This window comes from Amycolatopsis acidiphila, from assembly GCF_021391495.1.
GTDB classification, from domain to species: domain Bacteria; phylum Actinomycetota; class Actinomycetes; order Mycobacteriales; family Pseudonocardiaceae; genus Amycolatopsis_E; species Amycolatopsis_E acidiphila.
Genome location: NZ_CP090063.1, coordinates 6,083,376 through 6,107,552, shown reverse-complemented (window position 1 = coordinate 6,107,552; position 24,177 = coordinate 6,083,376). Strand labels below are relative to the sequence as shown.

The 24,177-nt window shown below is 71.2% G+C and carries 19 protein-coding genes; 6 read left to right on the top strand and 13 right to left on the bottom strand.

Translation table 11 applies throughout. The annotated features are described in order from the left end of the window. Window positions 1-105: 105 nt before the first annotated feature. Entirely contained in the window at window positions 106-858 is a 753-nt protein-coding gene (locus LWP59_RS29945) for an SDR family oxidoreductase (RefSeq protein ID WP_144643756.1), read from the top strand. Here LWP59_RS29945 and LWP59_RS29940 read toward each other — a convergent pair. Then, complete coding sequence (locus LWP59_RS29940; protein ID WP_144643755.1) at window positions 855-2,861, bottom strand: prolyl oligopeptidase family serine peptidase; 2,007 nt, start codon at window positions 2,859-2,861, stop codon at window positions 855-857. The two genes, LWP59_RS29945 and LWP59_RS29940, sit on opposite strands and share 4 nt — an antisense overlap. 177 nt (window positions 2,862-3,038) lie before the next feature. Here LWP59_RS29940 and LWP59_RS29935 point away from each other — a divergent pair, with 177 nt between their 5' ends. Further along, window positions 3,039-3,467 (top strand): CBS domain-containing protein, encoded by a 429-nt coding sequence (locus tag LWP59_RS29935; RefSeq protein ID WP_144643754.1) that lies wholly within the window; start codon window positions 3,039-3,041, stop codon window positions 3,465-3,467. Between the two features lie 53 nt (window positions 3,468-3,520). On the opposite strand, the gene LWP59_RS29930 is transcribed toward LWP59_RS29935, so the two are convergent. The 5 genes from LWP59_RS29930 to LWP59_RS29910 all read right to left on the bottom strand — a co-directional run bounded on the left by LWP59_RS29930 (window position 3,521) and on the right by LWP59_RS29910 (window position 7,588). Next, window positions 3,521-4,576: a DUF2293 domain-containing protein gene (locus tag LWP59_RS29930; protein WP_144643753.1), complete on the bottom strand. Its 1,056-nt coding sequence runs from the start codon at window positions 4,574-4,576 to the stop codon at window positions 3,521-3,523. Window positions 4,577-4,587: 11 nt separating this feature from the next. Then, window positions 4,588-5,109 (bottom strand): hypothetical protein, encoded by a 522-nt coding sequence (locus tag LWP59_RS29925; RefSeq protein WP_144643752.1) that lies wholly within the window; start codon window positions 5,107-5,109, stop codon window positions 4,588-4,590. A gap of 194 nt (window positions 5,110-5,303) precedes the next feature. Next, window positions 5,304-5,978 carry a response regulator gene (locus LWP59_RS29920; protein ID WP_144643751.1) on the bottom strand — a complete coding sequence of 225 codons (675 nt, stop codon included), beginning with the start codon at window positions 5,976-5,978 and terminating at the stop codon, window positions 5,304-5,306. Next, window positions 5,948-7,066: a sensor histidine kinase gene (locus LWP59_RS29915; protein WP_229858472.1), complete on the bottom strand. Its 1,119-nt coding sequence runs from the start codon at window positions 7,064-7,066 to the stop codon at window positions 5,948-5,950. Before LWP59_RS29915 ends, LWP59_RS29920 begins: the two co-directional genes overlap by 31 nt. A 15-nt stretch (window positions 7,067-7,081) precedes the next feature. Next, window positions 7,082-7,588 (bottom strand): DUF1453 family protein, encoded by a 507-nt coding sequence (locus tag LWP59_RS29910; protein WP_144643750.1) that lies wholly within the window; start codon window positions 7,586-7,588, stop codon window positions 7,082-7,084. An 886-nt stretch (window positions 7,589-8,474) separates the two neighbouring features. Here LWP59_RS29910 and LWP59_RS29905 point away from each other — a divergent pair. Next, a complete protein-coding gene (locus LWP59_RS29905; protein WP_186383652.1) occupies window positions 8,475-9,548 on the top strand; it encodes a DUF4192 domain-containing protein in 1,074 nt (357 codons plus the stop codon). 798 nt (window positions 9,549-10,346) lie between these two features. Here LWP59_RS29905 and galE read toward each other — a convergent pair. From galE to LWP59_RS29890, 3 genes are all read right to left on the bottom strand, one after another. Then, on the bottom strand, window positions 10,347-11,315 hold the full coding sequence (gene galE / locus LWP59_RS29900; protein ID WP_144646135.1) for a UDP-glucose 4-epimerase GalE: 969 nt from the start codon (window positions 11,313-11,315) through the stop codon (window positions 10,347-10,349). A gap of 111 nt (window positions 11,316-11,426) precedes the next feature. Then, window positions 11,427-12,635, bottom strand: coding sequence for a galactokinase (gene galK / locus LWP59_RS29895; RefSeq protein WP_144646137.1), 1,209 nt, complete (start codon window positions 12,633-12,635; stop codon window positions 11,427-11,429). A 696-nt stretch (window positions 12,636-13,331) separates the two neighbouring features. Then, window positions 13,332-14,027, bottom strand: coding sequence for a metal-dependent transcriptional regulator (locus LWP59_RS29890; protein WP_186383653.1), 696 nt, complete (start codon window positions 14,025-14,027; stop codon window positions 13,332-13,334). Between the two features lie 106 nt (window positions 14,028-14,133). Here LWP59_RS29890 and LWP59_RS29885 point away from each other — a divergent pair, with 106 nt between their 5' ends. Together LWP59_RS29885 and LWP59_RS29880 are read left to right on the top strand one after the other, a co-directional pair. Then, entirely contained in the window at window positions 14,134-15,306 is a 1,173-nt protein-coding gene (locus tag LWP59_RS29885) for an acetoin utilization protein AcuC (protein ID WP_144646141.1), read from the top strand. 951 nt (window positions 15,307-16,257) lie between these two features. Then, the gene (locus LWP59_RS29880) at window positions 16,258-18,966 is read left to right on the top strand and encodes a bifunctional acetate--CoA ligase family protein/GNAT family N-acetyltransferase (protein WP_144644913.1); all 2,709 of its coding nucleotides are present in this window, start codon (window positions 16,258-16,260) and stop codon (window positions 18,964-18,966) included. A gap of 32 nt (window positions 18,967-18,998) precedes the next feature. Here the strand turns inward: LWP59_RS29880 and LWP59_RS29875 are convergent, their stop codons facing one another. From LWP59_RS29875 to LWP59_RS29860, 4 genes are read right to left on the bottom strand one after another with little or no spacing between them, the layout of a single operon-like run. Continuing rightward, on the bottom strand, window positions 18,999-20,150 hold the full coding sequence (locus LWP59_RS29875; RefSeq protein ID WP_144644911.1) for a hypothetical protein: 1,152 nt from the start codon (window positions 20,148-20,150) through the stop codon (window positions 18,999-19,001). A 5-nt stretch (window positions 20,151-20,155) separates the two neighbouring features. After that, on the bottom strand, window positions 20,156-21,661 hold the full coding sequence (locus tag LWP59_RS29870; protein WP_144644909.1) for a long-chain-fatty-acid--CoA ligase: 1,506 nt from the start codon (window positions 21,659-21,661) through the stop codon (window positions 20,156-20,158). Further along, on the bottom strand, window positions 21,658-22,665 hold the full coding sequence (locus tag LWP59_RS29865; protein ID WP_144644907.1) for an acyl-CoA dehydrogenase family protein: 1,008 nt from the start codon (window positions 22,663-22,665) through the stop codon (window positions 21,658-21,660). The genes LWP59_RS29870 and LWP59_RS29865 overlap by 4 nt, the downstream gene beginning before the upstream one ends. Window positions 22,666-22,674: 9 nt before the next feature. Continuing rightward, entirely contained in the window at window positions 22,675-23,847 is a 1,173-nt protein-coding gene (locus LWP59_RS29860; protein WP_144644905.1) for an acyl-CoA dehydrogenase family protein, read from the bottom strand. 104 nt (window positions 23,848-23,951) lie between these two features. Between LWP59_RS29860 and LWP59_RS29855 the strand changes: the two genes are divergently transcribed. Next, window positions 23,952-24,143, top strand: a complete 192-nt coding sequence (locus LWP59_RS29855) for a ferredoxin (protein WP_144644903.1) — start codon at window positions 23,952-23,954, stop codon at window positions 24,141-24,143. Window positions 24,144-24,177: the final 34 nt, after the last annotated feature.

Below are 24,177 nucleotides of genomic sequence, written 5' to 3'. Positions count from 1 at the left end.
CCGGAAGTCGTCTCGGCGGCTTCCGGCCCTTTCGCTTGTCACCTTCTCACTCGCCGTCTCGTCCTTCATGCGGGAACGTGGAAACCACCGGCAGAAGGAGCAGCAGTGAGCGAGACGATCCTGGTCACGGGCGGCACCGGCACGCTCGGCAGCGTCGTGGCCGAGCGGCTGCTGGGCGACGGCCGTGCGGTGCGGGTGCTCAGCCGCAGGCCCGCGCCCGCCCGTACGCCCTACGCCTGGCGCACCGGCGACCTCAAGACCGGCGCCGGTATCGCCGAAGCCACCGAGGGCGTGGACACGATCGTGCACTGCGCCAGCAACAGCACGGGCGGGGGAGACGTCGCCGCCACGCGGAAGCTCATCGAGACCACCCGCGGCGCGCACCTGGTCTACATCTCGATCGTCGGGATCGACAAGATCCCCTTCTTCTACTACAAGGCGAAGCTCGAGACCGAACGGCTCATCGAAGGTTCCGGCCTGCCGTGGACGATCCTGCGGGCCACCCAGTTCCACGACCTCGTCCTCGGTTTCACCAAGGCCCAGCTACGGCTGCCCGTCACCTTCACCCTCAAGGGCCGGTTCCAGCCGGTCGACGTCCGTGAGGTCGCCGACCGGCTGGTCGAGCTCGCGCTGGGACAACCCGCCGGCCGGGTGCCGGACATGGGCGGCCCCGAGGTCCGCGACTCCGCCGAGCTGGCCAGGGCTTACCTCGCCGCCGTGGGCCGGAGCCGTCCCGTCGTGCCGGTCTCCTTGCCGGGCAAGGCGGCGCGCGCGTTCCGGGCCGGCGCCAACCTCGCCCCGGAGCACGCCGTCGGCAAGGTCACCTTCGAGCGGTACCTGGCCGAGCGTGGCAGCTAGTACTCGAGCTGCGACCACAGGAACTCGAACAGCAGCGCCCACTTCTGCGCCAGCTGCTCGTTGTCCGCGGCCGCGCCGTGCCCGCCCTCGATGTTCTCGTGGTAGCGCACGCCGTAACCCAGCTCGCGCATCTTCGCGACCATCTTGCGCGCGTGCGCCGGGTGCACCCGGTCGTCCCGGGTGGACGTCATGAACAGCGTGGGCGGGTAGTCGCGTCCACTGTGGACGTTCTGGTACGGGGAGTACTTCCCGATGTAGTCCCACTGCGCCGGGTCGTCCGGGTCGCCGTACTCGGCCATCCAGGACGCGCCCGCGAGCAGCAGGTGGTAGCGGCGCATGTCCAGCAGCGGGACCTGGCACACGATCGCGCCGAACAGTTCCGGGTACCGGGTGAGCATGACGCCCATCAACAACCCGCCGTTGCTGCCGCCGTGCGTGCCGAGCTTCTCCCGCGTCGTGATCCCACGGTCGACCAGATCCCTCGCCACGGCGGCGAAGTCCTCGTACACCAGGTACCGGTTCTCCTTCATCGCCCGGGTGTGCCACGACGGGCCGTACTCGCCGCCACCGCGGATGTTCGCGAGCACGTACGTCCCGCCGCGGGCGAGCCAGCCGCGGCCGAGGACACCGCTGTAGTCCGGCAGCCGCGAAACCTCGAAGCCGCCGTAGCCGGTGAGCATCGTCGGCCCGCCTGCCGCCTGCGGCCGCACCACGAAGTACGGGATCTGCGTCCCGTCGGGCGAGGTCGCGAAGTACTGGTCGACGGTCACGCCCTCGGCGTCGAACCGCGCCGGGGACTGCTTCAGTACCTCGGTCTCTTCGCCGAGATGGCCGTATCTCAACGTCGGCGGTTCGGTGAAACCGCTGGTGCCCAGCAGGTACTCGTCGCTGGTGTCCGGATCGGTGTCGAGGACCTGCGCGATGCCCAGCTCGGGGCCCGCCGGCATCGGCTCCCGGCGCCAGCCCTCGGCCGGGGTCAGCACGTGCAGTTGGGTGCGCACGTCGGACAGCGTCGTGAGCACGAGGTGGTTCCGCGTCCAGTCGTACGCCTCGAGCGAGGTGCGGACGTCCGGCTCGAACAGCACCGTCAGCTCGCGTGAGCCCGCGAGGTAGTCGTCGAAGGGGGCGGCGAGCAGGGTGCCGGCGTCGTAGTCGCGGCCGTTGACCGTCCACGGCGAGCGGGTGCGGATGAGCAGCCACTCGCGGTGCACCGTCGTCTGCGAGTCCTCGGGCACGTCGATGCGCACCAGCTCGTCCTCGGTGCGAAGGAATTTCTCGACCCGGTAGAAATCCGGTGAGCTGCCGACGAAATCGCGTTCGAAACCCGGGGTGGCGTCGTGGTAGGCGAACGCCGAAACGTCCTCGAGCTTGCCTTCGTAGACCGTGCTCGCCGCCGACAGCGGAGTGCCTCGGCGCCATTCCTTGATGACCCGCGGATATCCCGATGTGGTCAGCGATCCCTCGCCGAAATCGGTGCCGACGTAGATGAGGTCCTCGTTGATCCAGCCGACCCGGCTCTTGGCTTCGGGCAGCTCGAAGCCGTCCTCGACGAATGCGCGCCGGTCGAGGTCGAACTCGCGGACCACTGTCGCGTCCGCGCCGCCACGCGACAGCTCGACCAGCCCGAGACGGAAGCCGGGGCGCAGCACGGTCGCGCCCTGCCAGACCCAGTTCTCGCCTTCGGCCTCGGCCAGCGCGTCGACGTCGAGCAGAACCTCCCAGTTGGGACGGTCCTTGCGGTATTCCTCCAGTGTGGTGCGCCGCCACAGCCCGCGTGGGTTGGCGGCGTCCTGCCAGAAGTTGTAGAAGTATTCGCCGCGCCTGCGGATGTAGGGGATCCGGTCGTCGGCGTCGAGTACCTCGCGGATCTCCTTGCGCAACCGCTCGAACCGCTCGCCACCGGTGATCTCTTCCAGGGTCTCCGCATTGCGGGCACGCACCCACCCCAGTGCCGCTTCGCCGGTCACGTCCTCGAGCCACAGAAACGGGTCTTCGTCAGCCATGCGACCAGTCTGCCAGGGGAGGAGCGTTTACAGTGCCGGTCCGATTACCGCCGTTCGGGCACGGAAAGTGCCCGGATCGGGAACGTCACCCGCGGTGGTTCGCCCGGATCGTGGCTTTCGTGATCGAGCGATGCCCCCTAACCTGATGTGAACCAGATCACGACCGGGAGGTGCCGGATGAGGATCGCGGACGTCTTGCGCAACAAGGGCACGTCGGTGGCCACCGTCTCTCCGGAGACCACGGTCAGAGAGCTGCTGGCCGGGCTCGCCGAGCACAACATCGGCGCCATGCCCGTGCTCGGCCCGGATGGCGTCGCGGGCATCGTCTCCGAGCGGGATGTCGTGCGGAAGCTGCACGAACGCGGGGAAGCGCTGCTGTCGTGCCCGGTCTCGGAGATCATGACCACCGTCGTCGCCACCTGCACACCGCGGGACTCGGTGGACGACCTGAGCGTGCTGATGACCCAGCGCCGCGTCCGGCACGTCCCCGTGCTCGACGGGGGCAGGCTGGCCGGCATCGTCAGCATCGGTGACGTGGTGAAGACCCGGATGGAGGAGCTCGAGACCAGCCAAGAGCAGCTCCAGGCCTACATCGCGCACGGCTAGCGACCACGTTCGCCTGCCGGCGTGGGCAGGCGGCCGCCGCTTGGGAAACAGACCTAGCCGCGCTCCCACCGCGCCAGCACCCGGTCGATGCCCGGCCGGATCCGGTCGCGTGCCTCCGCCCGGGGCACCCCGGCCATGAGCATCGCGTCGTAGTCCGTGTCCTCGTGTCGGATCGAGGCGACCACGGCGAGCCGCACCGCCTCGTCGTCGAGCGCGCGGCCCGCCGCGGACCGGCCGACCCGGCCGCTGCCCCGGGTGCCGGCGTGCTCGGCGATGGCCTGCGCGCGTTCGGCACCACAGCCGGGGAACAGCCGGCGGATCTCACCGGCCATCGCGGCCTGGAACTCGACGTCCTGTGCGGCGCGGCGCACCGCGTCCCGTTCCCGCCGGCGGGCCCGCACGTCCTCGTCGGCGAGGCATTGGCCCTCCGCCCGTTCGAGCGCGGCCTCCTCGACCAGGATTCCTTGCCGCTCATAGCGTTTCCGGCGTTTGTTGAAGCGGGTCACGAGCACGGCGAGCGTGCTCTCCTTCTTCGCGCGCCGTGACAGCGCGGCGTTGCCCGAGGGCAGGAACACCAGATGGTCGAAGTCCGCGCACGACAGGCAGAGCGGCCGGTCGTCCTCGGGGTACTGGAACTCGCCCGCGGCGGACCGGATACCACAGCCGGTGCACGTCCAGTCGGTGTGCGGGGAGAGCACGACCAGGTCCGGCGCCTGGTTCTGCCGGGCTTCGAGCTTTTCGCGCTGCTTGTCCGACAACTCCGGGGAGACCCAGTGCGTGCGGAAAACCCGTTGCAGCGCCTCGTCTTCCGCGAACACGAGCGGTCGCCTGTCCCGCGTGCCCGCCAGGTACACGGCCTCGCTCGGCCGCAGTCCCCGCTCGCGGGCCCAGTCGTGCAGGTGCTCGAACGCGGTGAGCACCTTCACGCCGTCCACGGGCAGGGCGTCCAGCAGCGGACCCCGACGGCCGAGCCGCCAGTCCTCGACACCGGCCGGCTTCAGCCACCGCAGCCCCACGAGTACGTCCACCGGCGCGACGTACTTCTGCTTGCGCAGCACGGCTTCCGCGGCATCGGCGACCCGGCGCCGCAGCTTGGGTTGATCGGACACGGCTGAGCAGTCTAGGACGCGAGCCCGGGTGCCACGGCGGCCGCACCGGCGGTGAGCGCCGCCCGTGCCCGCCCGTGGCTCGTGCTCAGCGGAAACTCCGCCAGCAGCACCACGACGTACCTCGAGGCGACCAGCCCGCTCGTGTTCAGCACGACCGCACGCCGGATCTTCATCCAGCCCTGCTTGGCCGCCCAGGGCCCGCCCGGCAGGCCGTCGGGGATGCCGAAGTACTGCGGGAAGCCGTCCGCGGCGGGATTGGTCGCGGCGGCCAGCGCGTCGAGGATGGGGCCGCTCGCCTCGGGCGGCACCTGCTGGGTGAGGGACCTGTAGACGGTGACGATGGCGGAGCGGCCACCCGAGTCCCACAGGGCATCGGCGACCCCGTCGTGACTGGCCGAGATCATCTCGGTGAGGCTCGCGTCCAGGCGTGCGCTCGGCGCGTGCCAGCCACCGGTGTGCAGGGCGTCGAGCGCGATCAGCAGCTTGACCAGGGAGGCGGTGTAGAACGATTCGTCCGCGCCGAGCGAGGCCACCGTCCGCCGACGCGGTTGACCGCGCCACCGACCGATCGGGCGAGGGCGGCCGGGTCGAACGACGGTTCCGGCGGGGGCGTGGTCGTGGTGACGGTGGTGGTCACCGGAACAGGTTGTGAGACGACTCGCCAGAGCATCATCCCAGCAAGGGTGCCGTCTATTGCCCGATCGAGCACGTCGCGGTAAAGATTCGATTAATGCTGCACCAGTCCGGTCCGGTACGCGAAGGCCACTGCCTGCGCCCGGTCCCGCAGCCCCGCCTTCGCGAACAGGTGGTTGACGTGCGTCTTCACCGTTGCCTCGCTGATGACGAGCGTGCGGGAGATCTCCGTGTTGGACAGTCCACCCGCGATCAGCCGGAGGACCTCGATCTCACGCGCGGTGAGGCCTTCGACCTCGCGGGTGCGCGGCGCCTGTGCCCGGCTCGCGGCCTCGACGAGCCGCCGCTGCAGCTCGGAATCCACAGTGGACATCCCGTTCGCGGCCGAGCGCAGTGCCCGCGCGATCGACTCCGCGTCGGCGTCCTTCGTCAGGTAGCCCCGCGCCCCGGCGCGCAACGCGGACAGCAGGGACTCGTCGTCGGCGTAGGTGGTCAGGACCACCACCTCGGTGCCGGGGTGTTCCGCGCGCACCCGCGCCGTCGCCTCCACCCCGTCGCAGCGCGGCATCCGCAGATCCACCAGCAGCACGTCCGGTTCGTGCTCGGCGACCAGTTCGACCGCCTCCATCCCGTCGGCCGCGGCCCCCACGACGTCGACCTCCGGCAGTAGGCCGAGCAGCGTCACCAGGCCCTCGCGGACGACCGCCTGGTCGTCGGCGAGGACCACGCGCAGCGGCTTCACGCCGGCACCGTCAGCTGTACCCGCCATCCGTCCTCCCCCGGGCCCGTCGCGAGCCGCCCGCCGAGCAGTTCGGCGCGTTCGCGCATCCCGCGCAAACCGTAGCCCGGCACCGCGCCCGGCGTCGGCCGCCTGCCCTGGTGGTCGAGCACGGTGACCTCGACCTCGTCGGCCGAGTAGACCAGTTCGACCTGCACGCGGGCGCCCGGTGCGTGCTTGCGGCTGTTGGACAGCGCCTCCTGCACGGCCCGCAGCAGGGTCGTGCCGGTCGCCGCGTCGACCGGGCGGGGTTCGCCCCGCACGGTCAGCTCCGCGGCCGCCCTCGTGTCGAGCCGGTAGCCCGCGAGCAGGTCGTCGATCGCCCGCTCCAGCGGGACCGGGTCCTCGCGCAGCGCGGCGACCGCCTTGCGTGCCTCGGCCAGCCCGTCGCCCGCGAGCTGCTGCGCACGCTCGATCTGCGCGAGCGCTTCCGGGCTCGCGCCGTCCCGCACCAGCATCAGGCGGGCACCCTGCAGGTTCAGGGCGAGCCCGGACAGCGAGTGGGCGAGCACGTCGTGCAGCTCCCGCGCGATCCGTGCCCGTTCGGCGAGCGCCGCGGCGACGGCGTGCTCCTCGGCTGCGGTGCGTGCCCGGGCGAGGGCGAGCTCGGTCTGTTCCAGCCTCGCGGCCCGCCCGCGCCGGACGAGCCCGAGCAGGATCACGACGGCGGTCATCGAGAAGTCGAGCAGGGCGCTGCGCAGGCTCACGTGGTAGCGCAGGAACTGGGCCGTCATGGCGGCGGCCATCACGACGCCGATCACGAGCGCGGCCCGCAGCGGCAGGAAGCGTGCCGCGTAGAAGATCGTGGTGAACACGACCACCGAGATCAGGCTGGCCGGATGCAGCACCCACAGGATTCCGCTCGCGGTGGCGAGGACGATCAGGCCACCGGGCAGCAGCCAGCCGGGGCGCGTCGGCAGCCACATCATCGGCAGCGACCCGGCCAGCGCCACCACCGCCACCGGCCAGGTCCACCGGGTGAACTGGGGTGACAAGCTGACCAGCGGGATCAGCACGAGCAGCCAGCGCATCGAGTCGAGCGCCAGCGAGACCCGTGTTCGCCGGATGTCCAGCGTCATGCCGTTCAGAATGCCTCAACCCCGGGCGACGGTGGACCTGCTCGTCGCGATCGGCAGCTCGCGGCGGCGTGCCCGGCTGTAGACGAGGACGTTCTGCACCCCGATGCTCAGGCCCATCGAGAGCAGGACCGACGAGGACGTGAGTGGCCCCGCGAGCCCCGTCCGCGCACCGGCGACACCGAACCCGATGCGGATCGCGATCGTCACCAGCCAGAGCACGAGGGTCAGGGTGGTGCCCTTCTGGAACGCGTACCCGTCGCGGACGTCGAGGTGGGCGCTCGCGGCGCGGGCGACGCCGAGGACGAGCAGCACCGCGAGGTCGACCGCGAGGAGGGCGATCTCGCCGCCGGTGGCCTTGGGTAGCGCGCGGGCGCAGTTCTCGAGCCCGAGCACCAGCAGGATGCCCGGGATGATGATCAGCCCGCGCACCGTGATGGTGCTGCCGCGCAGCTGCCGGAACACCACGCGCCAGATGACCAGGGCGGCGATGACTAGGTAGAGCAGGACCTCGACGGGATCCATCCCGGTTCTCCTTTCGGTTCCCGTCCAGCTTCTGCTCCCTCGCGCCGGGGCGCGTCAGTGCGCAGGTGGCTTCCGGGTTGATCCGGGTCTCAACCCGTGGGTGGAGGGGTTTGGTGCGGATCGCGGTCTTTGGTGCCGGCGTCCTTTCGGTCGGGCCCTGCTGTGGCGGGGCTGTGGTGTGGCCGTGCCCTGCTGTGGTGTGGTCGGGCCCTGCTGTGGCGGGGCTGTGGTGTGGTCGGGCCCTGCTGTGGCCGGGCCCTGCTCTGGTGTGGCGGGGCCTGTGCTGCTGTGGCGGGGCCTGCTGTGGCCGGGCCCGGGTTGTCGCCACGGCGACCTGGCCGCGGGGCGGCTCCGTCGGGGATTCCACCACCTCGAACCCCTGCAGCGGCGTCGTCGAACCCTGTCACGTCCGATGTGGACAAGAGGGGGCTCATGCTCCGCGGGCCTCCGGTCTCGTCCGGCGATCGACCCTGCGGGCAGACCCAGCCCTCCGCCCCTCCGGAGCTCGGCCCGTCCCGCGCTCGCGTGTCTGGGCGCCTCGCCCCTCTCACGCCTCACGCCTCCGGCACTGACGCGCATCGCACGTCCGCAGATCCCACCCGCGCTCGCGTGTCCGGGCGCCTCGCGCTTCGCGCCTCTCACGCGTCCCGCGCCGCCACGTATCCCACGCCCGCAGATCCCACCCGCGCATCCGCCACCCCGCGGCCTCCGCTCCAGCGCCACCCCACCCCGTCCAAGCCCCGAGCTGTCGCCCAACACGCTCCAATTCGCCACCTCCCGCCCAACACCGCGCCCGCATGTGCACAACTTGTCCACACCACCCCGGTTGTCCACACCCGAACCAACTTTTTCCCACCACCGCCCCGCCATCCGCCATCGTGGAGTCGTGACCACCACCACGAAAATCCTCGCCGACGGCAGGACCGGCGTCAGCGTCCGCGAACCTGCACAGTTGATCGCCTCCCTGCCTCCACTGCTGGGCTTCCGGCCCGCGGATTCGCTCGTCGTGCTCGGGCTCGGCGGTCCCGACGGCGGCCAGGTGTGCCCGGCGGTGCGCCTGGACCTGCCCGCGGCCGAACACGAGCCGGACATAGTGCAGGCCCTGATGGAAATCTTCGCCGACAGTGCGGTGAGGGCAGTCAACATCGTCGTCGTCGGCCGACATCCATCGCAGCCACCGCCGACAACGCCACCGCACCGAAGGCTCGTCGAGCTCTTGTGCGCGGCCTTTGCCGTACTGGGTCCGAAGGTGCAGCACGCCACCTGGGCTTCGGAAATCCGCGCAGGCGCACCTTGGCATTGCTATCTCGAGAAAGATTGCGAAGGCGTGTTGCCCGATGAGAACAGCACCGTCACGGCCGCGGTTTTCGCAGCGAGCGGGCACGTCACGTTCGACAGCCGCGAGGAGTTGGCCGACCAGCTCGCCCCGGACGATGAGGCGGCGGTGCGACGCCGTGCCGAGCTGATGAATGCGGCCGTTGATGCGCTGGACCCCTCCGTCACCGCGGAGCGCCGGCGGGACCACGGCCTGGCGCTCGTCCGCTCCGCGCTCGGCCGTGTTCGCCGAGGCGATTTGTCCTTTTCGGACAAGGAGGTCGTCGACCTGGCCCTGGCGTTGTCCAACACCGCGGTCCGAGATGCCTGCCTGGCCCTGGCCACCGTCCCCTACGCGAGCCGCCAGGCGGAACGTCTGTGGCTGGAGCTGGTCCGGCGCACTCCAGCCCCCGAACGAACCGAGCCGGCGGTGCTGCTGACGTACTCGGCGTACCTCCGCGGTGAAGGCGCCCTGGCCGGCATCGCCGCGGACAACGCCCTGGAGGCCAATCCGGCGAACGTCCTCGCCGGACTGCTCTCGCGCTGCCTCAGGACAGCCTTCCCGCCCGATCGCCTCACCGCTCTTGCCGAGACCGACCACCTGGGAGCCCTCTGCCCGCCGGACACTCCGCGAGCTACGTCGTGAGCATCGACGCGAAGCACTCCCGCAGACCTCTGTCAGCTGGAGACGGTGGTCCTTCGCCCTAACCGGCCTGGGCCAGACGGCCCTCGGCGGCGGAGCGCCCGGTGAATGCCTCGCCGATCCCGACGCGACGAGCATTCTCCCGGACGTTTCCGCCACCTCCGGCCGCGATCAGCCCCGTCTGCGGCGTCTCCGAGTACACCGCCGTCCGGTTCAGTTCGAGCGGTCCCGCCGATGGGCAACGTTTCCTACCCGCCCGTCAACCGCGGAAGTGTCCTCGGCGAGACCCGCATGAATCGAGCAGCGCCGAAGGCACGCCACTGGGCAGTGGGTCGCCACTCCCCGTAGGGACAGCCAGCGACCCTCGACAAGACCGGCCTAAACCGGGCAGCGCCCAAGACCGGCCACGCGGCGCAGCCCGCCGCTTCCCGGCCGCTCCCGGTCGGCAGCGATGGGCGTCCCGCGGACGTTTCCGCCACGCTCGGGCCGCGATCAGCCCCGTCTGCGGCGTCTCCGAGTACACCACCGTTGGGTTCACTCCAGTGCGGTCCCGCCGATGGGCAACGTTTCCTACCCGCCCGTCAACCGCGGAAGTGTCCTCGGCGAGACCCGCATGAATCGAGCAGCGCCGAAGGCACGCCACTGGGCAGTGGGTCGCCACTCCCCGTAGGGACAGCCAGCGACCCTCGACAAGACCGGCCTAAACCGGGCAGCGCCCAAGACCGGCCACGCGGCGCAGCCCGCCGCTTCCCGGCCGCCCGCGACGGGTTCCCGGGCAAACAGCTGAGCCGGCCGGAACACTCAGGCCGCGCGCCGCTGCTGAGTGAACCGCCAGGCGTCACTGACGATTCCGTGCAGGTCCGCGCGTTCGGGCTTCCAGCCGAGGTCCTCGCGGGCGCGATCGCTCGCGGCGACCAGCACGGCGGGATCGCCTGCGCGGCGGGGCGCGACGGCTGCCGGAATCTCGTGGCCGGTCACCTGGCGACAGGTCTCGATCACCTGCCGCACGGAGAAGCCGGTGCCGTTGCCGAGGTTGTAGATGCGGTGCTCACCGGCGGCGGCGTGCTGCAGTGCGAGCAGGTGCGCGTCGGCCAGGTCGGCGACGTGGATGTAGTCACGCACCGCGGTGCCGTCCTCGGTGGGGTAGTCCTCGCCGAAGATCTGCACCTGCTCCCGGTCGCCGGTGGCGACCTGCAGGACGAGCGGGATCAGGTGGGTCTCGGTCGTGTGCCGCTCGCCGTACTGGCCATATGCGCCTGCGACATTGAAGTACCGCAGGCTCACCGCGGCCAGGCCGTGCGCTCGGGCGTAGCTGGTGATGGCGTGGTCGATCGCCAGCTTCGACGCGCCGTAGGTGTTGGTCGGACGTGTGGGCGCGGTTTCGCGGATCGGGGAGCTCTCGGGCTCACCGTAGGTCGCGGCGGTGGAGGAGAACACCAGTCGCGGCGTGCCGTGCTCGCGCATCGCGTCGAGCAGCCGGATGGCGGTGACTACGTTGCCGTGCCAGTACTTCCCGGGGTCGCTCATGGACTCGCCCACGAGCGACTTGGCGGCGAAGTGCAGCACGCCGTCAAAACCCTCGCCGAGCAGCGACGCCGTCGCGTCCGCGGCGTCGCCCTCGACGAGCCGGGCGCCGTCCGGCACAGCGTCGGCGTGACCGGTCGACAGGTCGTCCACCACGACGACCTCGTGCCCGGCTTCCAGGAGCTTGGCCGTGCAGACGCTGCCGACGTACCCGGCGCCGCCGGTGACGATCAGTTTGAGGGCCATGAGTTGTCGGGAGCCTTTCTCGGAGACTGCTGAAGGAGGTGGTGGTGGCGCCCAGTGTGGACCACCGAGCTGTGAGCCCCGCACAGGATGCACTCCCGCACGAACAGCGCGTCAGACGTCGCGTCCCGCCCCGGCGGACGGCACCGCGACGAACGTGCGCGGGGCACGCCAGCCCTCGCGTTCGTAAGCCGCCGTGACTCCGGCCTCGACGGCGTCGACCTTCGACTCGGGCACCAGGGCGATCGCCGAACCGCCGAAGCCGCCGCCGGTCATGCGTGCGCCGAGGGCACCGGCTTCGCGGGCGGCTTCGACCGCGGTGTCCAACTCGACCGTGGAGATTCGGTAGTCGTCACGCATGCTGGTGTGCGAGGCGTCCAGGGACGGGCCGATGTCCTCGAGCCGGCCGGCGTGCAGCAGATCGACCACGTCGAGCACTCGCTGGTTTTCGGTCACGACGTGCCGCACCAGCGGTGCCAGTTCGGCGGGCAGGCGGCCGAGCGTGGCGTCCAGGTCGGCCATCGGAACATCCCGCAGCGCCTTGATGCCGAGCAGGTCGGCCGCACGCTCGGTGCCGCGGCGGCGGTCGCCGTAGCCGGACTCGCTGTGCGAATGCTTCGTTCGGGTGTCGATGACGACGATGCGCAGCCCGACAGCGGCGGTGTCGAACGGCACCTGCTCGGTCTCGCCCGAACGCACGTCGAGGAACAACACGTGCGACTCGGTGCAGCACAGGGACGCGGTCTGGTCGAGCAGGCCGGTCGGCGCCCCGACGAAGTCGTTCTCGGAGCGCTGCACCCAGCGTGCGATCTGCATCCGGTCCGGCGTGCCGGGCTGGTCGAGCTCCTGCCCGTGCAGGCCGAGCAGGGAGAGCGACACCGCGCACTCGAGCGCATGAGAGGAGGACAGTCCCGCGCCGGTCGGCACGTCGCCGGCCAGCACGACGTCTGCACCGCGGTCGATGCCCTGGTCGCGCAGCACCCACGCGACCCCGGCGGGGTAGGCGGCCCAGCCCTCGACGGAACCTGGCTTCAGTGACGGGATCTCGACGGGGTCGGCCTGCTGGATGCGCCCGTCGGAGCCGAGCGTCGCAACCGTCAGCACCTGGTCGTCACGCGGCGACGCGGCTGCGGCGAGCCGGTGCGGGAGGGCGAAGGGCAGGACGAAGCCGTCGTTGTAGTCGGTGTGCTCGCCGATCAGGTTGACCCGTCCCGGTGCGGACCACACGCCGGCGGGCGCCCGGTCGTGCACCGAACGGAACGCCTCGGCGGCTGCTACGTGTGCCTGGAACCCCGCGGCTCCCCGGCTCTGCCTCTCGTTCAACCCTCACCCATTTCTGCCGGGACGCCTGTCCCCACCACTGCCAGGAGCTCACACTCCCGTTTTCCACCGGAACCCTGGCTCGCCCTGCCGCGAGGTTCGGGTTCCCGCGGTCCCGTCCCGCCGGGACCGCCTACCCAGTGTGCCGGAATCCTCTCGCCTCGCGAAGCCGGACCGTGTGGCGACCGCAGACTGCCGCTTCCCCATCGCAAATCGAGTGCTCGAACGGGTTCTCAAGCCGGCCCCGGCTGCCAACACACCCGCACCCTCAGCTGAACACGTCCGCGATCCACTCCGGCGCCATGCGCTTCCATAGCTAGTAAGCCCCTGGTCACGGGCCGGAACAATCGCATCGCGGACATTCGACGGGCCACGGCAAGCCCTCGTGAACCTCTACGACACGGCGCCAGCGAGTGCGGCCAACGCCACCCCCCAGAACCAGCCGTTCGACGAGCCGCAAGCGCCGCGCGCAGCGCCGTCAGCGCGAAGGCCACCCCTCAGAACGAGCCGCTCAGCGAGCTCGCACAAGCACCGCGTGCAGCGACGTCAGCGCCAACGCCACCCCCCAGAACCAGCCGCTCAGCGGGCGTGCGCCAGCGCTGCGCGCGGCGACGTCGGCGCGAACCGCCGCTCAGCGAGCGTGCGTAAGCGCCGCGCCTAGCGCCCGTCAGCGCGAAGGCCACCCCCAGAACGAGCCGCTCAGCGAGCCTGCGCCAGCACCGCGTGCAGCACCGACATCGGCACCTGCACGGCCGCCATCTCGCCGGTCACCTCGACCGTGCCGCCGCCCGCCGCGCGGCCGACCTTCACCGTCCGGCCGGGCACGACGCCCGCCTGCTTGAGATCCACCATCAGCTTCTCGTCCAGCTGGACGTGCTCGGCGATCCGCCGGATCTCCACCGAGCCGCCACCTGTCCGGGCGAACTCGTCCAGCCGGATGAGGTCGGCCTCCGCCGGCGGGGCCGGCTGGCTCGCGTGGTCCAGCTTGTCCAGACCCGGGATGGGGTTGCCGTACGGGGACGTGGTCGGGTGGTCCAGCAGCTTGATCAGCTTGCGCTCCACCGCCTCGCTCATCACGTGCTCCCAGTGGCACGCCTCGGTGTGCACCTGCTCCCACTCGAGCCCGATGACGTCGAGCAGCAGGCGCTCGGCCAGCCGGTGCTTGCGCATGACGGCCGTGGCCAGCTCGCGACCGTGGTCGGTCAGCTGCAGATGCCTGTCGTCGGCGACACGCACCAGGCCGTCCCGCTCCATGCGGGCCACGGTCTGGCTCACCGTCGGCCCGCTCTGCTCCAGTCGCTCGGCAATGCGGGCGCGGAGCGGCACGACACCCTCTTCTTCAAGCTCGAAGATGGTTTTCAAGTACATCTCTGTGGTGTCGATGAGATCGTTCACGATGTCCCCTTCGTCCGCAGGAATCCATGGTAGTCGCTGGCACCGACAGTCAGCCGGGGTGATCGGGCCGCGAAAACGCGGCTGACCCCGGCTACCATCGGGCTGCATGGAGCAGCCCGCCGTCGTCTGGGACCCCGCACTGCTCGGCTACGACCTCGGCGGCGAACATCCGTTCAACCCCGTACGGCTGCAGCTGACCATCCGGCTCGCCACCGAACTGGGTGTTCTCGAGGGTGTACCCCTGCTAGTCCCGGAGCCCGCGAGCGACACCGAGTTGCTGCGCATTCACGCCGGCGAGTACCTCGAAGCGGTCAAACAGGCGCCCATGGCGGGCTGGGACGTCGGCCACGGCCTGGGCACCTCCGACAACCCCGTGTTCAGTGGCATGCACGACGCGTCGGCCCTGGTCGTCGGCTCGACGTTGCTCGGCGCGCGCAAGATCGCCGAAGGGGAGGCGCGCCGCGCGGTGAACATCGCCGGAGGCCTGCATCACGCGATGCGCGACCACGCCGCCGGCTTCTGCGTGTACAACGACTGCGCAGTCGCGATCTCCTGGCTGCTCGACCACGGGTTCGAACGGATCGCGTACATCGACACCGACGTCCACCACGGGGACGGCGTGCAGGCCGCCTTCTACGACGACCCGAGGGTGCTCACCGTCTCACTGCATCAGCACCCCTTCACGCTCTGGCCCGGCACCGGCTACTCCTCGGAGACCGGGAACGGCGCCGCCGACGGCACGGCGGTGAACATCCCGCTCCCGCCCCGCACGCATGACCCGGGTTGGCTGCGGGCCTTCCACGCGGTGGTGCCGTCGCTGGTCGAGGCGTTCGAGCCGCAGCTGCTGGTCACCCAATGCGGTGTCGACTCGCACGAGGAGGACCCGCTGGCGGACCTGTCGCTCTCGGTCGACGGGCACCGCACGATCTACACGGCCCTGCGCGAGCTCGCGGAGCGCTACGCGGGCGGCAAGTGGCTCGCCGTCGGTGGTGGCGGGTACCAGCTGATCCGCGTGGTGCCGCGGTCGTGGACGCATCTGCTGGCGACCGTTCTCGACCGCGACGTGAAGCCGGAGACGCCGATCCCGCCAGGGTGGGCGGACATGGTGCGCAAGGCCGCGCCGCGTGCGGAGCTCCCGACGGAGATGTCCGACGGCGCCGACACCGCCTACCGCCCCTGGGGCGACGGCGACGACGACCCGGTGGACATCGCGATCCGCGACACGCGCCGGGCGGTGTTCCCCCTGCACGGCCTGGACCCGGACGACCCGAGGGACTGACGATGGGCACCCGCGCGCCTGGCCCGGACTGCACGAGGCGGTCCCGGCGGCTGCGCCGACCCGGTGGAGACCACGCTGGCTGGGGTGGCGGCGAAGTGGGGTGGTGGACCGGGACGGCCGGGGATGGCCGGCGACCCGGCGAGGTCGCGGTGGCGATCGGCGCGGCCGCTGCTGTGAACTGGGGCGGCGTGGCCAAGTGGCGGGACAGCCAGCGGCCGACCGGCGCGGTGGAGTCCGTGGGCGGCGGGGCGGCTGATCGGGCGGCCGCCGAGTGGCGCGGTGGCTGGTGTGAGCTGGGTCGGCGTGGCCGAGTGGCGGGGCGGGCGGCCGCCGAGTGGCGGGGTGGCTGGTGTGAGCTGGGTCGGCGTGGCCGAGTGGCGGGGAGTGCGGCGGCCGACTGGCGCGATGGCGACTTGTTGGGGCGGCTGGGGCGGTGCGGGCAGCCAGCGACCGACTGGAGCGGTGGCGAGTCCGTGGATGGCGGGTCGGCTGGGCGGCAGCGAGCAACTGGCGCGGTGGCCCGCGTGAGCTGGTGCGGTGGCGAGTCGACGGGCGGGCGCCCGCCGATTGGCGCGGTGGCTGGCGTGAGTTGGCGGGGTGGCGAAGTCCGTGGGTGGCGGGTCGGCGGGGAAGCAGCGACCGATCGTCGTGGTGGCGAGTCCGCGGGCAGGGCAACGAGCGACCGGCGAGTCCGCGGGTGGCGGGGCGGCGGCCCGGGCAGCGAGCGACCGGCGAGTCAGCGACCGGCGACTCGCCGACTCGGCAGAGCTGCCGCGGCGTGGCAACCTGGCCTCACTCAGCGCCTCCGCAAGCAGGGCCCGGGATGACACGCGGCCGCGGGCGGGCGCACCCGCCGGCGCCGCGAGGCATGGCGGGTTTCCGGCAACGTCGAGCAGGACGGAATGAGGGGTAGAGGGCGATGAGCATCGGCGAAGTGGGTGGCAGACGGCAATGAGCACCGACGACGACACGGCCAAGGGCGGCCCGCGCGATCCGTACGACTACCCGCGCAAGTGGGAGGCCGACGTCGTGCTGTCCGACGGGGGCGTCGTCCACTTGCGGCCCATCGTGCCGGGCGACGCCGAGCGGCTCGTCGCCTTCCACGGCCGCCTTTCCGAGCGCACCCGCTACCTCCGCTACTTCGGCGCCTACCCCCGCATCCCGCAGCGCGACCTCGAGCGCTTCACCGTCGTCGACCACCACGACCGGGTCGCATTCATCGCCTTGCTGGGCGACGACATCGTCGCCGTCGGGCGGTATGAGCGGCTGGGCCACGGGCCGTCCGCCGAAGTGGCCTTCGTCGTCGACGACTCCCATCAGGGCCGCGGCCTCGGCTCGATCCTGCTGGAGCACCTGGCCGCCGCGGCGTCGGAGTCCGGGTTGCGCCGCTTCGTCGCCGAGGTACTCGCCGAGAACTCCGCCATGGTGCGTGTCTTCCGCGACGCCGGTTACCAGGTCAGCCGCGCCATCGAGGAAGGCGTGCTGCACCTCGAATTCGACGTCGCGTCCACCGAGGAGTCACTCGCCGTCGCGCGGGCGCGGGAGCAGGCCGCCGAGGCACGCAGCGTGCACAACCTCCTGCACCCCCGCTCGGTCGCGGTCATCGGCGCCAGCACCGACCCCACCAAGGTCGGTTACGTCGTCCTGTCGAACCTCCTGGCGGCCGACTTCGCCGGCACCGTCTACCCCGTCAACCCCGAGCACCGCTCGGTCCGCGGCGTTCGCGCCTACAAGTCCGTGCTCGAGATCCCCGACCCCGTCGATCTCGCCGTCGTCGCCGTGCCCGCCGACCAGGTCGAGTCCGTCCTCGACGGCGCGCTCGCCAAGGGCGTGAAGACCCTGCTGATCGTCACCGCCGGGTTCGCCGAGGCCGGCCCGCACGGCCTGCACGCCGAGCTGCGCCTGGTCGGCGAGGCCAGGGCGCACGGCATGCGGGTGGTCGGGCCGAACGCGCTCGGCGTGCTCAACACCGACCAGGCCGTCCGGCTCAACGCGACCCTCGCGCCACGCCTGCCCGCCCGCGGCCGCGCCGGGTTCTTCTGCCAGTCCGGCGCGCTGGGCACCGCGATCCTCGCCGACGCCGAGTCACGCGGCCTCGGCCTCTCGACGTTCGTCTCGGCCGGTAACCGCGCCGACGTCTCCGGCAACGACCTGCTCCAGTACTGGGAGACCGACCCCGCGACCGACCTCGTGCTGCTGTACCTGGAATCGTTCGGCAACCCACGCAAGTTCGCCCGCCTCGCCCGGCGGCTGGGCCGCAGCAAGCCGATCGTGGCGGTGAAGTCGGGGCGGCACGCGGTTCGCCCGCAGCTGGCCGCGAACTCCACGGAGGTGGACGAAGCGAGCGTGCAGGCGCTGTTCGAGCAGGCCGGAGTCGTGCGGGTGGAGAACCTGGCGCAGCTGTTCGACACCGCGCTCGTGTTCGCGCACCAGCCGCTGCCTGCCGGACCGAGGGTCGGCATCGTCGGGAACTCCAGCGCCATCGGGCTGCTGGCCGCCGACACCGCTCGCGCCCAGGGGCTGCGGCTCGCGTTCGAACCGGTGGACGTCGGCCCGCAGGCCGGGCCCGAGGAGTTCGCCGCCGCTGTGCGGGAGGCCCTGACCTCGCCGGAGACGGATGCGCTCGTCGCCGTGTTCGTGCCGCCCATCGCCACGCCCGGCACCGCGTACGCCCGTGCGCTGCGCGACGTCGTGCAGGGGCTCGGCCAGCACAAACCGATCGTCTCGACGTTCCTCGCCGTCGAGGGGGTGCCCGCGGAGCTCGCGGTCGGCGGGGATGACGGCTCGCCCGGCCACGGCTCGATCCCGTCTTTCGCGAGTCCGGAACGCGCGGTCAGCGCGCTCGCGAAGGCGGTCCGCTACGCCGCCTGGCGACAGCGCCCGCAGGGGCAGCTCATCCGGCCGGCGCGCGTGCACGCCGAAGCGGCACAACAGATCGTGCGCGAGCTCCTCGAAGGCGGCGGCGAGAAGAACATCGTGCTCGAAGACCACGACATCGTGCGGCTGCTGGGGTGCTACGGCATCGACGTCGTGCAGTTCCAGGTCGTCGGAAGTGCCGACGCGGCCGTCGCCGCGGCGGAGGAGATCGGCTACCCGGTCGCGGTCAAGGCCGTCGACGAGCGGTTGCGCGGCCGCCCGGACCTCGCCGGGGTGCGGCTGGACCTCGGGTCGGAGGACGCCGTCCGGCGCGGCTACCACGATCTGCGCGAGGTCTCGCACGAGGACGAGATGTACGTGCAGAAGATGACGCCCAAGGGCATCTCGTGCTTCATCGGCCTGCAGGACGACCCGTCGTTCGGCACGCTGGTGTCCTTCGGGCTCTCGGGCCTGGTCAGCACGCTGCTGGGGGACCGCGCGTACCGGGCCGTGCCGCTGACCGACGTCGACGCCGCCACGCTGGTCCGCGAGCCGAAGAGCGCGCCGCTGCTGACCGGTTACCGCGGCGACGAGCCCGCGGACCTGGCCGCGCTGCAGGACATGGTGCTGCGCGTGGCCGCTCTCGCCGAGGACAACCCCGAGGTGCGGGGGCTCAGCCTCGACCCCGTGATGGCCTCGCCCGAGGGCGCCTTCGTCGCCAACGCCCGCATCGTGCTCGGCCCGCCGCCCGCGCGCCCGGACACCGGGCCACGGCGGCTGCGCCCGATCAATGCCGTGGACTAGGCAAGCCGAGCGAAGCGCGTCCGGCGGGTGCGCTAGAACGACGACGGAGTGACCGCGACGACGTAGCGGGAGCCCGGGTACTCGCTCAGCGTCCACAGCTGGTTCTGCGGCCCGCGGTAGGACAGGTCCTCGTTGCCGATGGGGAACACCGTCGCGTGCTTGGTGGGCCCCGACGACGACGTGAAGGTCCACAGCGAGCCGCGGGTGCCCGAGCCGGCGCTCGCGGAGACGTAGAAGGTGCCGTTGATCGCCGTCGCGCCCTGCATGCTCGGGATGTTGACCTGGTACGCCTCGGTCGCGTGCGTGTAGCCGTCGGACGACTCGGCGAACTTGCGGTCGGTGTAGTCGATCGGGAACCGGACCACGCGGGTGCCGGTGCCGTCGGTGTTGTACTCCGGCACGACCACGCTGTCCGGCGTGCTCGTGCGGTCCAGCGACGCGGCCGAGAACCGCAGCTGGGCAAGGCCGTTCGTGGTCGAGTCGGTGAAAGTCTGCGCCTGCGGCAGCACGTACGCGTAGTCGAAGGCCTGGTAGCTGCCGTCGGACTGGCGGCCGATCTTCGTGTTGTCGCCGGTCTTCACCGACCAGATGTGCCGCAGGTCGAACGTGCGGAAGCCGCCGGAGGTGTCGGCGACGTAGAGGTAGTAGCCGTAGGTGAAGATGCCGCCGGCGTGGATCGCGACCGGCCGGTAGTCGGGCTGTCCCGCGGAGTTCGTGTACGGCTCGACGAGCAGGACGTGCCGGTACTGCGGCGTGCTCGGCGTCGAGTAGTCCACAAAGGACACGCGAACGCCCTTGTTCGTGCCGGTCCCGGCGTAGTACCAGCTGGTGAACAGCGCGGTGCGGCCCTCGTACTGGCCGTTGTCGTAGGCGTCGGCGGTGGTGCTGATGCCCTGCGGGTACCAGTCGGTGGTGTCGTTGTCGCCGGAGTTCCAGCAGAACGCAGCCGCCTGGTGCGTCGCGCCGGGGTTGCACGACACGCCGGTGCGGTTGGCGCTGTCGAGCACCGCGGAGACCGGCACGGTGCCGAGTATCCCGTCGAGCTTGCTGATCACCGGGTTGTAAGCGCTTTCCCTCAACCGGAAGTCGCTCGCGGTCAGCTTGCCCGGGGCGGCCTCGGCCGCGGGCGCGAGGAACACGGAGGCGAGCAGGAGGGCGAACAGTGCGGCGACGGCTCTGCGCATGAGCGTCAGGCTAGGGGCCGGACGAGGAGTTCGTAGGAAGTTTTCGCCCCGGCGCGGAACCATACCGGATCGGAGCAGTGCGTACCCTCGCCCGCCAACTTCCGTTTGACCACCTTGTACGTGGATGTGCGCGGTAGTTCGTCGGCAATTCGCACGTGGCGTGGCAGCTGTTTCGGCCCGAGGTCGGGCTGGTGGGCGAGGAACTCGCCGAAACCGGCCGGATCGAGTGGGCCGGAGAGGACGAGCGCGGCCATCACCTGGTCGCCGGTGACCGGGTCGGGCACCCCGTATACGGCCGCTTCGGCCACGCTCGGATGCCGCAAAAGGACGCGCTCGATCGGTGCCGTGCCGAGGTTCTCGCCGTCGACGCGCAACCAGTCGCCCAGGCGTCCGGCGAAGTAGTAGAACCCGTCCTCGTCGGCGTATGCGAGGTCGCCGGTGTGGTACCTGCCCTCGCGCATCCGTTCCGCGTCGGCCTCGGGGTTGCGGTAGTAGCCCGCGAACGCGCCGGGCCCGGTGGTGTTGACCAGTTCGCCGACCTGGTGTGGCGGACAGGGCTTTCCGGTCTCCGGGTCGACGATGCGGACGCCTTCGGCGGGACGGCCGAGCGAGCCGGGCGGCGAATCGGGCGTGCGGGAGAACCCGATGCCGCCTTCCGTCGAGCCGAAGGCGTCGACGACGTGACAGCCGAACCGCCGGCCGAACTCGGCGAGGTCCGCTTCGGCGCCTTCGTTGCCGTAGACGAGCCGCAGCGGGTTGTCCGCGTCGTCGGGCTTCGGCGGTGTCGCGACCACGTACGACAGCGGCTTGCCGACGTAGTTCGCGTACGTCGCGCCGAACTTCCGGACGTCGGGGAGGAAACCGGACGCGGAGAACCTCCGCCGCAGCGCGATCGTCGCGCCCGCGGCGAGGCCGACCGCCCAGCCCGCCATGATCGCGTTGGAGTGGAACATCGGCATCGACACGTACACGGTGTCCGAAGAGGACAGTCCGAAGCGCGAGGCGAGCATCCGGCCGGGATAGGCGATCTTCTCGTGCGTGCAGCGCACCGCCTTCGGGTCACCGCTGGTGCCCGAGGTGAAGATCAGCATCAGCAGGTCGTCCGGCGAGACGGGAACCGGCTCCAGCGGCGCGGGTTCGGGGTTCCCGAGCGGATGCACCGGCACGTCGAGCCCGGCGAGCAGCGGGGCGTACCGCGGCTCGGCGAACACGAACTGGCAGTCCGACAGCCGCACATCGCGGGCCAGCGCCTCGCCGCGGCGGGTCGGGTTCAGGCCCACCAGCACCGATCCGGACAGCGCGCAACCGCCGAGCAGGGACGAGAACGCGGGCACGTTGTCCGCGAGGATCCCGACGTGCGGCGGCGCGTCCGGGCGCAGCATCCGCCGCAGCGACGCGGCCTGCCCGGCGCACTCCCGCACGTGCTCGGCCCACGTGTGACACTCGTCCTCGAACCGGACCCCCGGCCGCGGGTCCGCGGCGCGGGCGAGCAGCAGGTCGGTGAGGGTCATGCCGGTTCGGCGGCCAGCAGCTCGCCGAGCGCCCGCAGGTGCGCCGTGGCGCCGCCGAGGGTGAACTCGATCCGCTTGGCGGCCGCGAAGTACCGGTGCACCGGATGTTCGACGTCGATGCCCACACCGCCGTGCAGGTGCACCGCGGTGTGGGCGACCCGGTGCCCGGCTTCGGCGGCCCAGTACTTGGCCGTCGCGACCTCTTCCGCCGCGGGCAGGCCCTCGGACAGCCGCCAGCCCGCCTGCCACATCGTCAGGCGTACGGCTTCGACATCGATGTAGGCGTCCGCGAGCCGTTGCCGGACCGCCTGGAAACCGGCCAGCGGATGGTCGAACTGCCGGCGTTCCTTGGCGTACTCGGCGGTCCGGTGCAGCGCGCTCTCCAGCACGCCCAGCTGCACCGCGCACAGCCCGACGGTCCCGCGCAGCCGCAACCACTCGTCGACACCAGTGCCCAGCAGTTCGCCGGGCACGTCGGTCAGCTGCACCAGCGCGGCGTCCGCGTGGTCGATGACGCGCTGGGGCCGCACGTCCGCGCTGTCGACGAGGTACACGCCGCTGTCGGCGGGGATCAGGAACCCGTCGGCGAACGCACCGAACGGCACCGCGGTCTGCGCGCCCGAGATCCGGCCGTTCTCCACGGTGAACCCGCCGGCGGACCCGACGTCCGGCAACGCGACCGCGAGTACGCGCTCACCCCGGACCGCGGGCATGGCCCAGCGCTCGATCTGTTCGGGCGTGCCGAAGGCGAAGATCGCGGCCGCGGCCATCGTCACCGACGGCAGGTACGGGACCGGTGCGACCGCACGGCCGATCTCGGTCAGCACGGTGCACTGCTCGAGCAGGCCGAGGTCGGCGTCGACGAGCCCGGCCTTGACCAGCTCCCGCCACAGCGCCGGGTCGAACCCGCCTTCGCCGTGTGGTTCCGGCGCGACCCGGTCGGCCAGGATGCGCCTGGTCAGTCCCGCCAGCTCCTGTTGTGCCTCGCTCACCGTGAAATCCATGGCTTCCTCCTAGCGGCTGACGGGCAGGGTGAGCGCGGTCGCGGCGATCAGGTCGCGCTGGACCTCGTTCGTACCGCCGCCGAAGGTGAGGATCAGGGCGGACCGGTGCGCCCGCTCGATCCGCCCGCGCAGCACCGCACCCGGCGAACCCTCGCGGACGACGGCTCCCGCCCCGAGGATCTCCATCAGCAGCCGGTACGCCTCGATCGCCAGCTCCGTGCCGAACACCTTCGTCGCCGAGGCCTCGGCCGGGCTGAGGGCGGGCGTGGTCGCGATACGCCAGTTCCGCAGCTTGAGGTACTCGGCGTGGGCGTGCACGCGGGCCAGGTGCAGGCGCACCCACTCGGCGTCGATGACGCGGCTGCCGTCGGGCTGCTTGGTCTCCTGCGCCCACCGCCGCACCTCGCGCAGCGCGGACTGCACGGGCGCGGCCGAGGTCAGCGCGACGCGCTCGTGGTTGAGCTGGTTGGTGATCAGCGGCCAGCCGGCGTTCTCCTCGGCGACGCGCGCGCTCACCGGCACCCGCACGCCGTCGTAGTAGGTGGCGCTGGTGCCCGGGCCGGCGACGGTGCGCACCTTCGTCCAGGAGAAGCCGTCGGCCGTGGTCGGCACGATGACGATGCTCAGGCCCTTGTGCTTGCGGGCGTCGGGGTCGGTACGCACGGCCAGCCATATGTAGTCGGCGTACTCGATCAGGCTCGTCCACATCTTCTGCCCGTTGATCACGTACTCGTCGCCGTCGCGCACGGCGCGGGTGCGCAGCGAGGCCAGGTCGGTGCCGGCCTCGGGCTCGGAGTACCCGATCGAGAAGTGCAGCTCGCCCGCGGCGATGCGCGGCAGGTAGAACGCCTTCTGCTCCTCGGTGCCGAACCGCATGATCGTGGGCCCGATGGTGTTGACCGTCAGGAACGGCACGGGCACCCCGGCGACGGCCGCCTCGTCGGTGAAGACGAGCTGGTCGATCATCGGCCGGGCCTGCCCGCCGTACTCGGTGGGCCAGCCGATCGCGAGCCAGCCGTCGCGGCCCAGTTCGCGCACGATCTCCTTGTACACCAAGCCGTCCCCGTACTCCCCGCCCTCGCCGGCGAGCGCGTCGCGCCGTTCCGGCGTCATCAGCCCGGCGAAGTACGAGCGCAGCTCGTCACGCAGGTTCTGCTGCTCGGCCGTGTAGTCGATCCGCATGCGTCACCTCCACCGCGTCCCGCTCGTTCCTGGTGGCGAACCGGGCGCGGCGCTAGTCTAGAACCTGTTCTAGTTCTACCAGCTGTTCCGGACAGGAGGAAGCCATGCGCGTCGACGTCGACCGCGACCTGTGCGAGGCGAACGAGCTGTGTGCCGCGTTCGCGCCCGCCGTGTTCGAGCTGGACGACGAGGACGAGTTGCTCGTCAAGCAGCCGGAGGTACCTCAGGAAGAAGTAGAACGTGTTACTCAAGCTGTGGCCGCTTGTCCACGGAATGCCCTGTTCATCCGGGATTAATTGGTGCTTGCTCAATACGAGAACAGATTCTAGT

What these genes read in the sequence shown, in the direction of transcription:
- LWP59_RS29940 (WP_144643755.1), bottom strand. Translation starts at nt 2,861, where the DNA reads ATGGCTGACGAAGACCCGTTTCTGTGGCTCGAGGACGTGACCGGCGAA.
- LWP59_RS29935 (WP_144643754.1), top strand. Translation starts at nt 3,039, where the DNA reads ATGAGGATCGCGGACGTCTTGCGCAACAAGGGCACGTCGGTGGCCACC.
- LWP59_RS29920 (WP_144643751.1), bottom strand. Translation starts at nt 5,978, where the DNA reads ATGGCGGGTACAGCTGACGGTGCCGGCGTGAAGCCGCTGCGCGTGGTC.
- LWP59_RS29915 (WP_229858472.1), bottom strand. Translation starts at nt 7,066, where the DNA reads ATGACGCTGGACATCCGGCGAACACGGGTCTCGCTGGCGCTCGACTCG.
- LWP59_RS29910 (WP_144643750.1), bottom strand. Translation starts at nt 7,588, where the DNA reads ATGGATCCCGTCGAGGTCCTGCTCTACCTAGTCATCGCCGCCCTGGTC.
- galE (WP_144646135.1), bottom strand. Translation starts at nt 11,315, where the DNA reads ATGGCCCTCAAACTGATCGTCACCGGCGGCGCCGGGTACGTCGGCAGC.
- LWP59_RS29885 (WP_144646141.1), top strand. Translation starts at nt 14,134, where the DNA reads ATGGAGCAGCCCGCCGTCGTCTGGGACCCCGCACTGCTCGGCTACGAC.
- LWP59_RS29880 (WP_144644913.1), top strand. Translation starts at nt 16,258, where the DNA reads ATGAGCACCGACGACGACACGGCCAAGGGCGGCCCGCGCGATCCGTAC.
- LWP59_RS29875 (WP_144644911.1), bottom strand. Translation starts at nt 20,150, where the DNA reads ATGCGCAGAGCCGTCGCCGCACTGTTCGCCCTCCTGCTCGCCTCCGTG.
- LWP59_RS29870 (WP_144644909.1), bottom strand. Translation starts at nt 21,661, where the DNA reads ATGACCCTCACCGACCTGCTGCTCGCCCGCGCCGCGGACCCGCGGCCG.
- LWP59_RS29865 (WP_144644907.1), bottom strand. Translation starts at nt 22,665, where the DNA reads ATGGATTTCACGGTGAGCGAGGCACAACAGGAGCTGGCGGGACTGACC.
- LWP59_RS29860 (WP_144644905.1), bottom strand. Translation starts at nt 23,847, where the DNA reads ATGCGGATCGACTACACGGCCGAGCAGCAGAACCTGCGTGACGAGCTG.
- LWP59_RS29855 (WP_144644903.1), top strand. Translation starts at nt 23,952, where the DNA reads ATGCGCGTCGACGTCGACCGCGACCTGTGCGAGGCGAACGAGCTGTGT.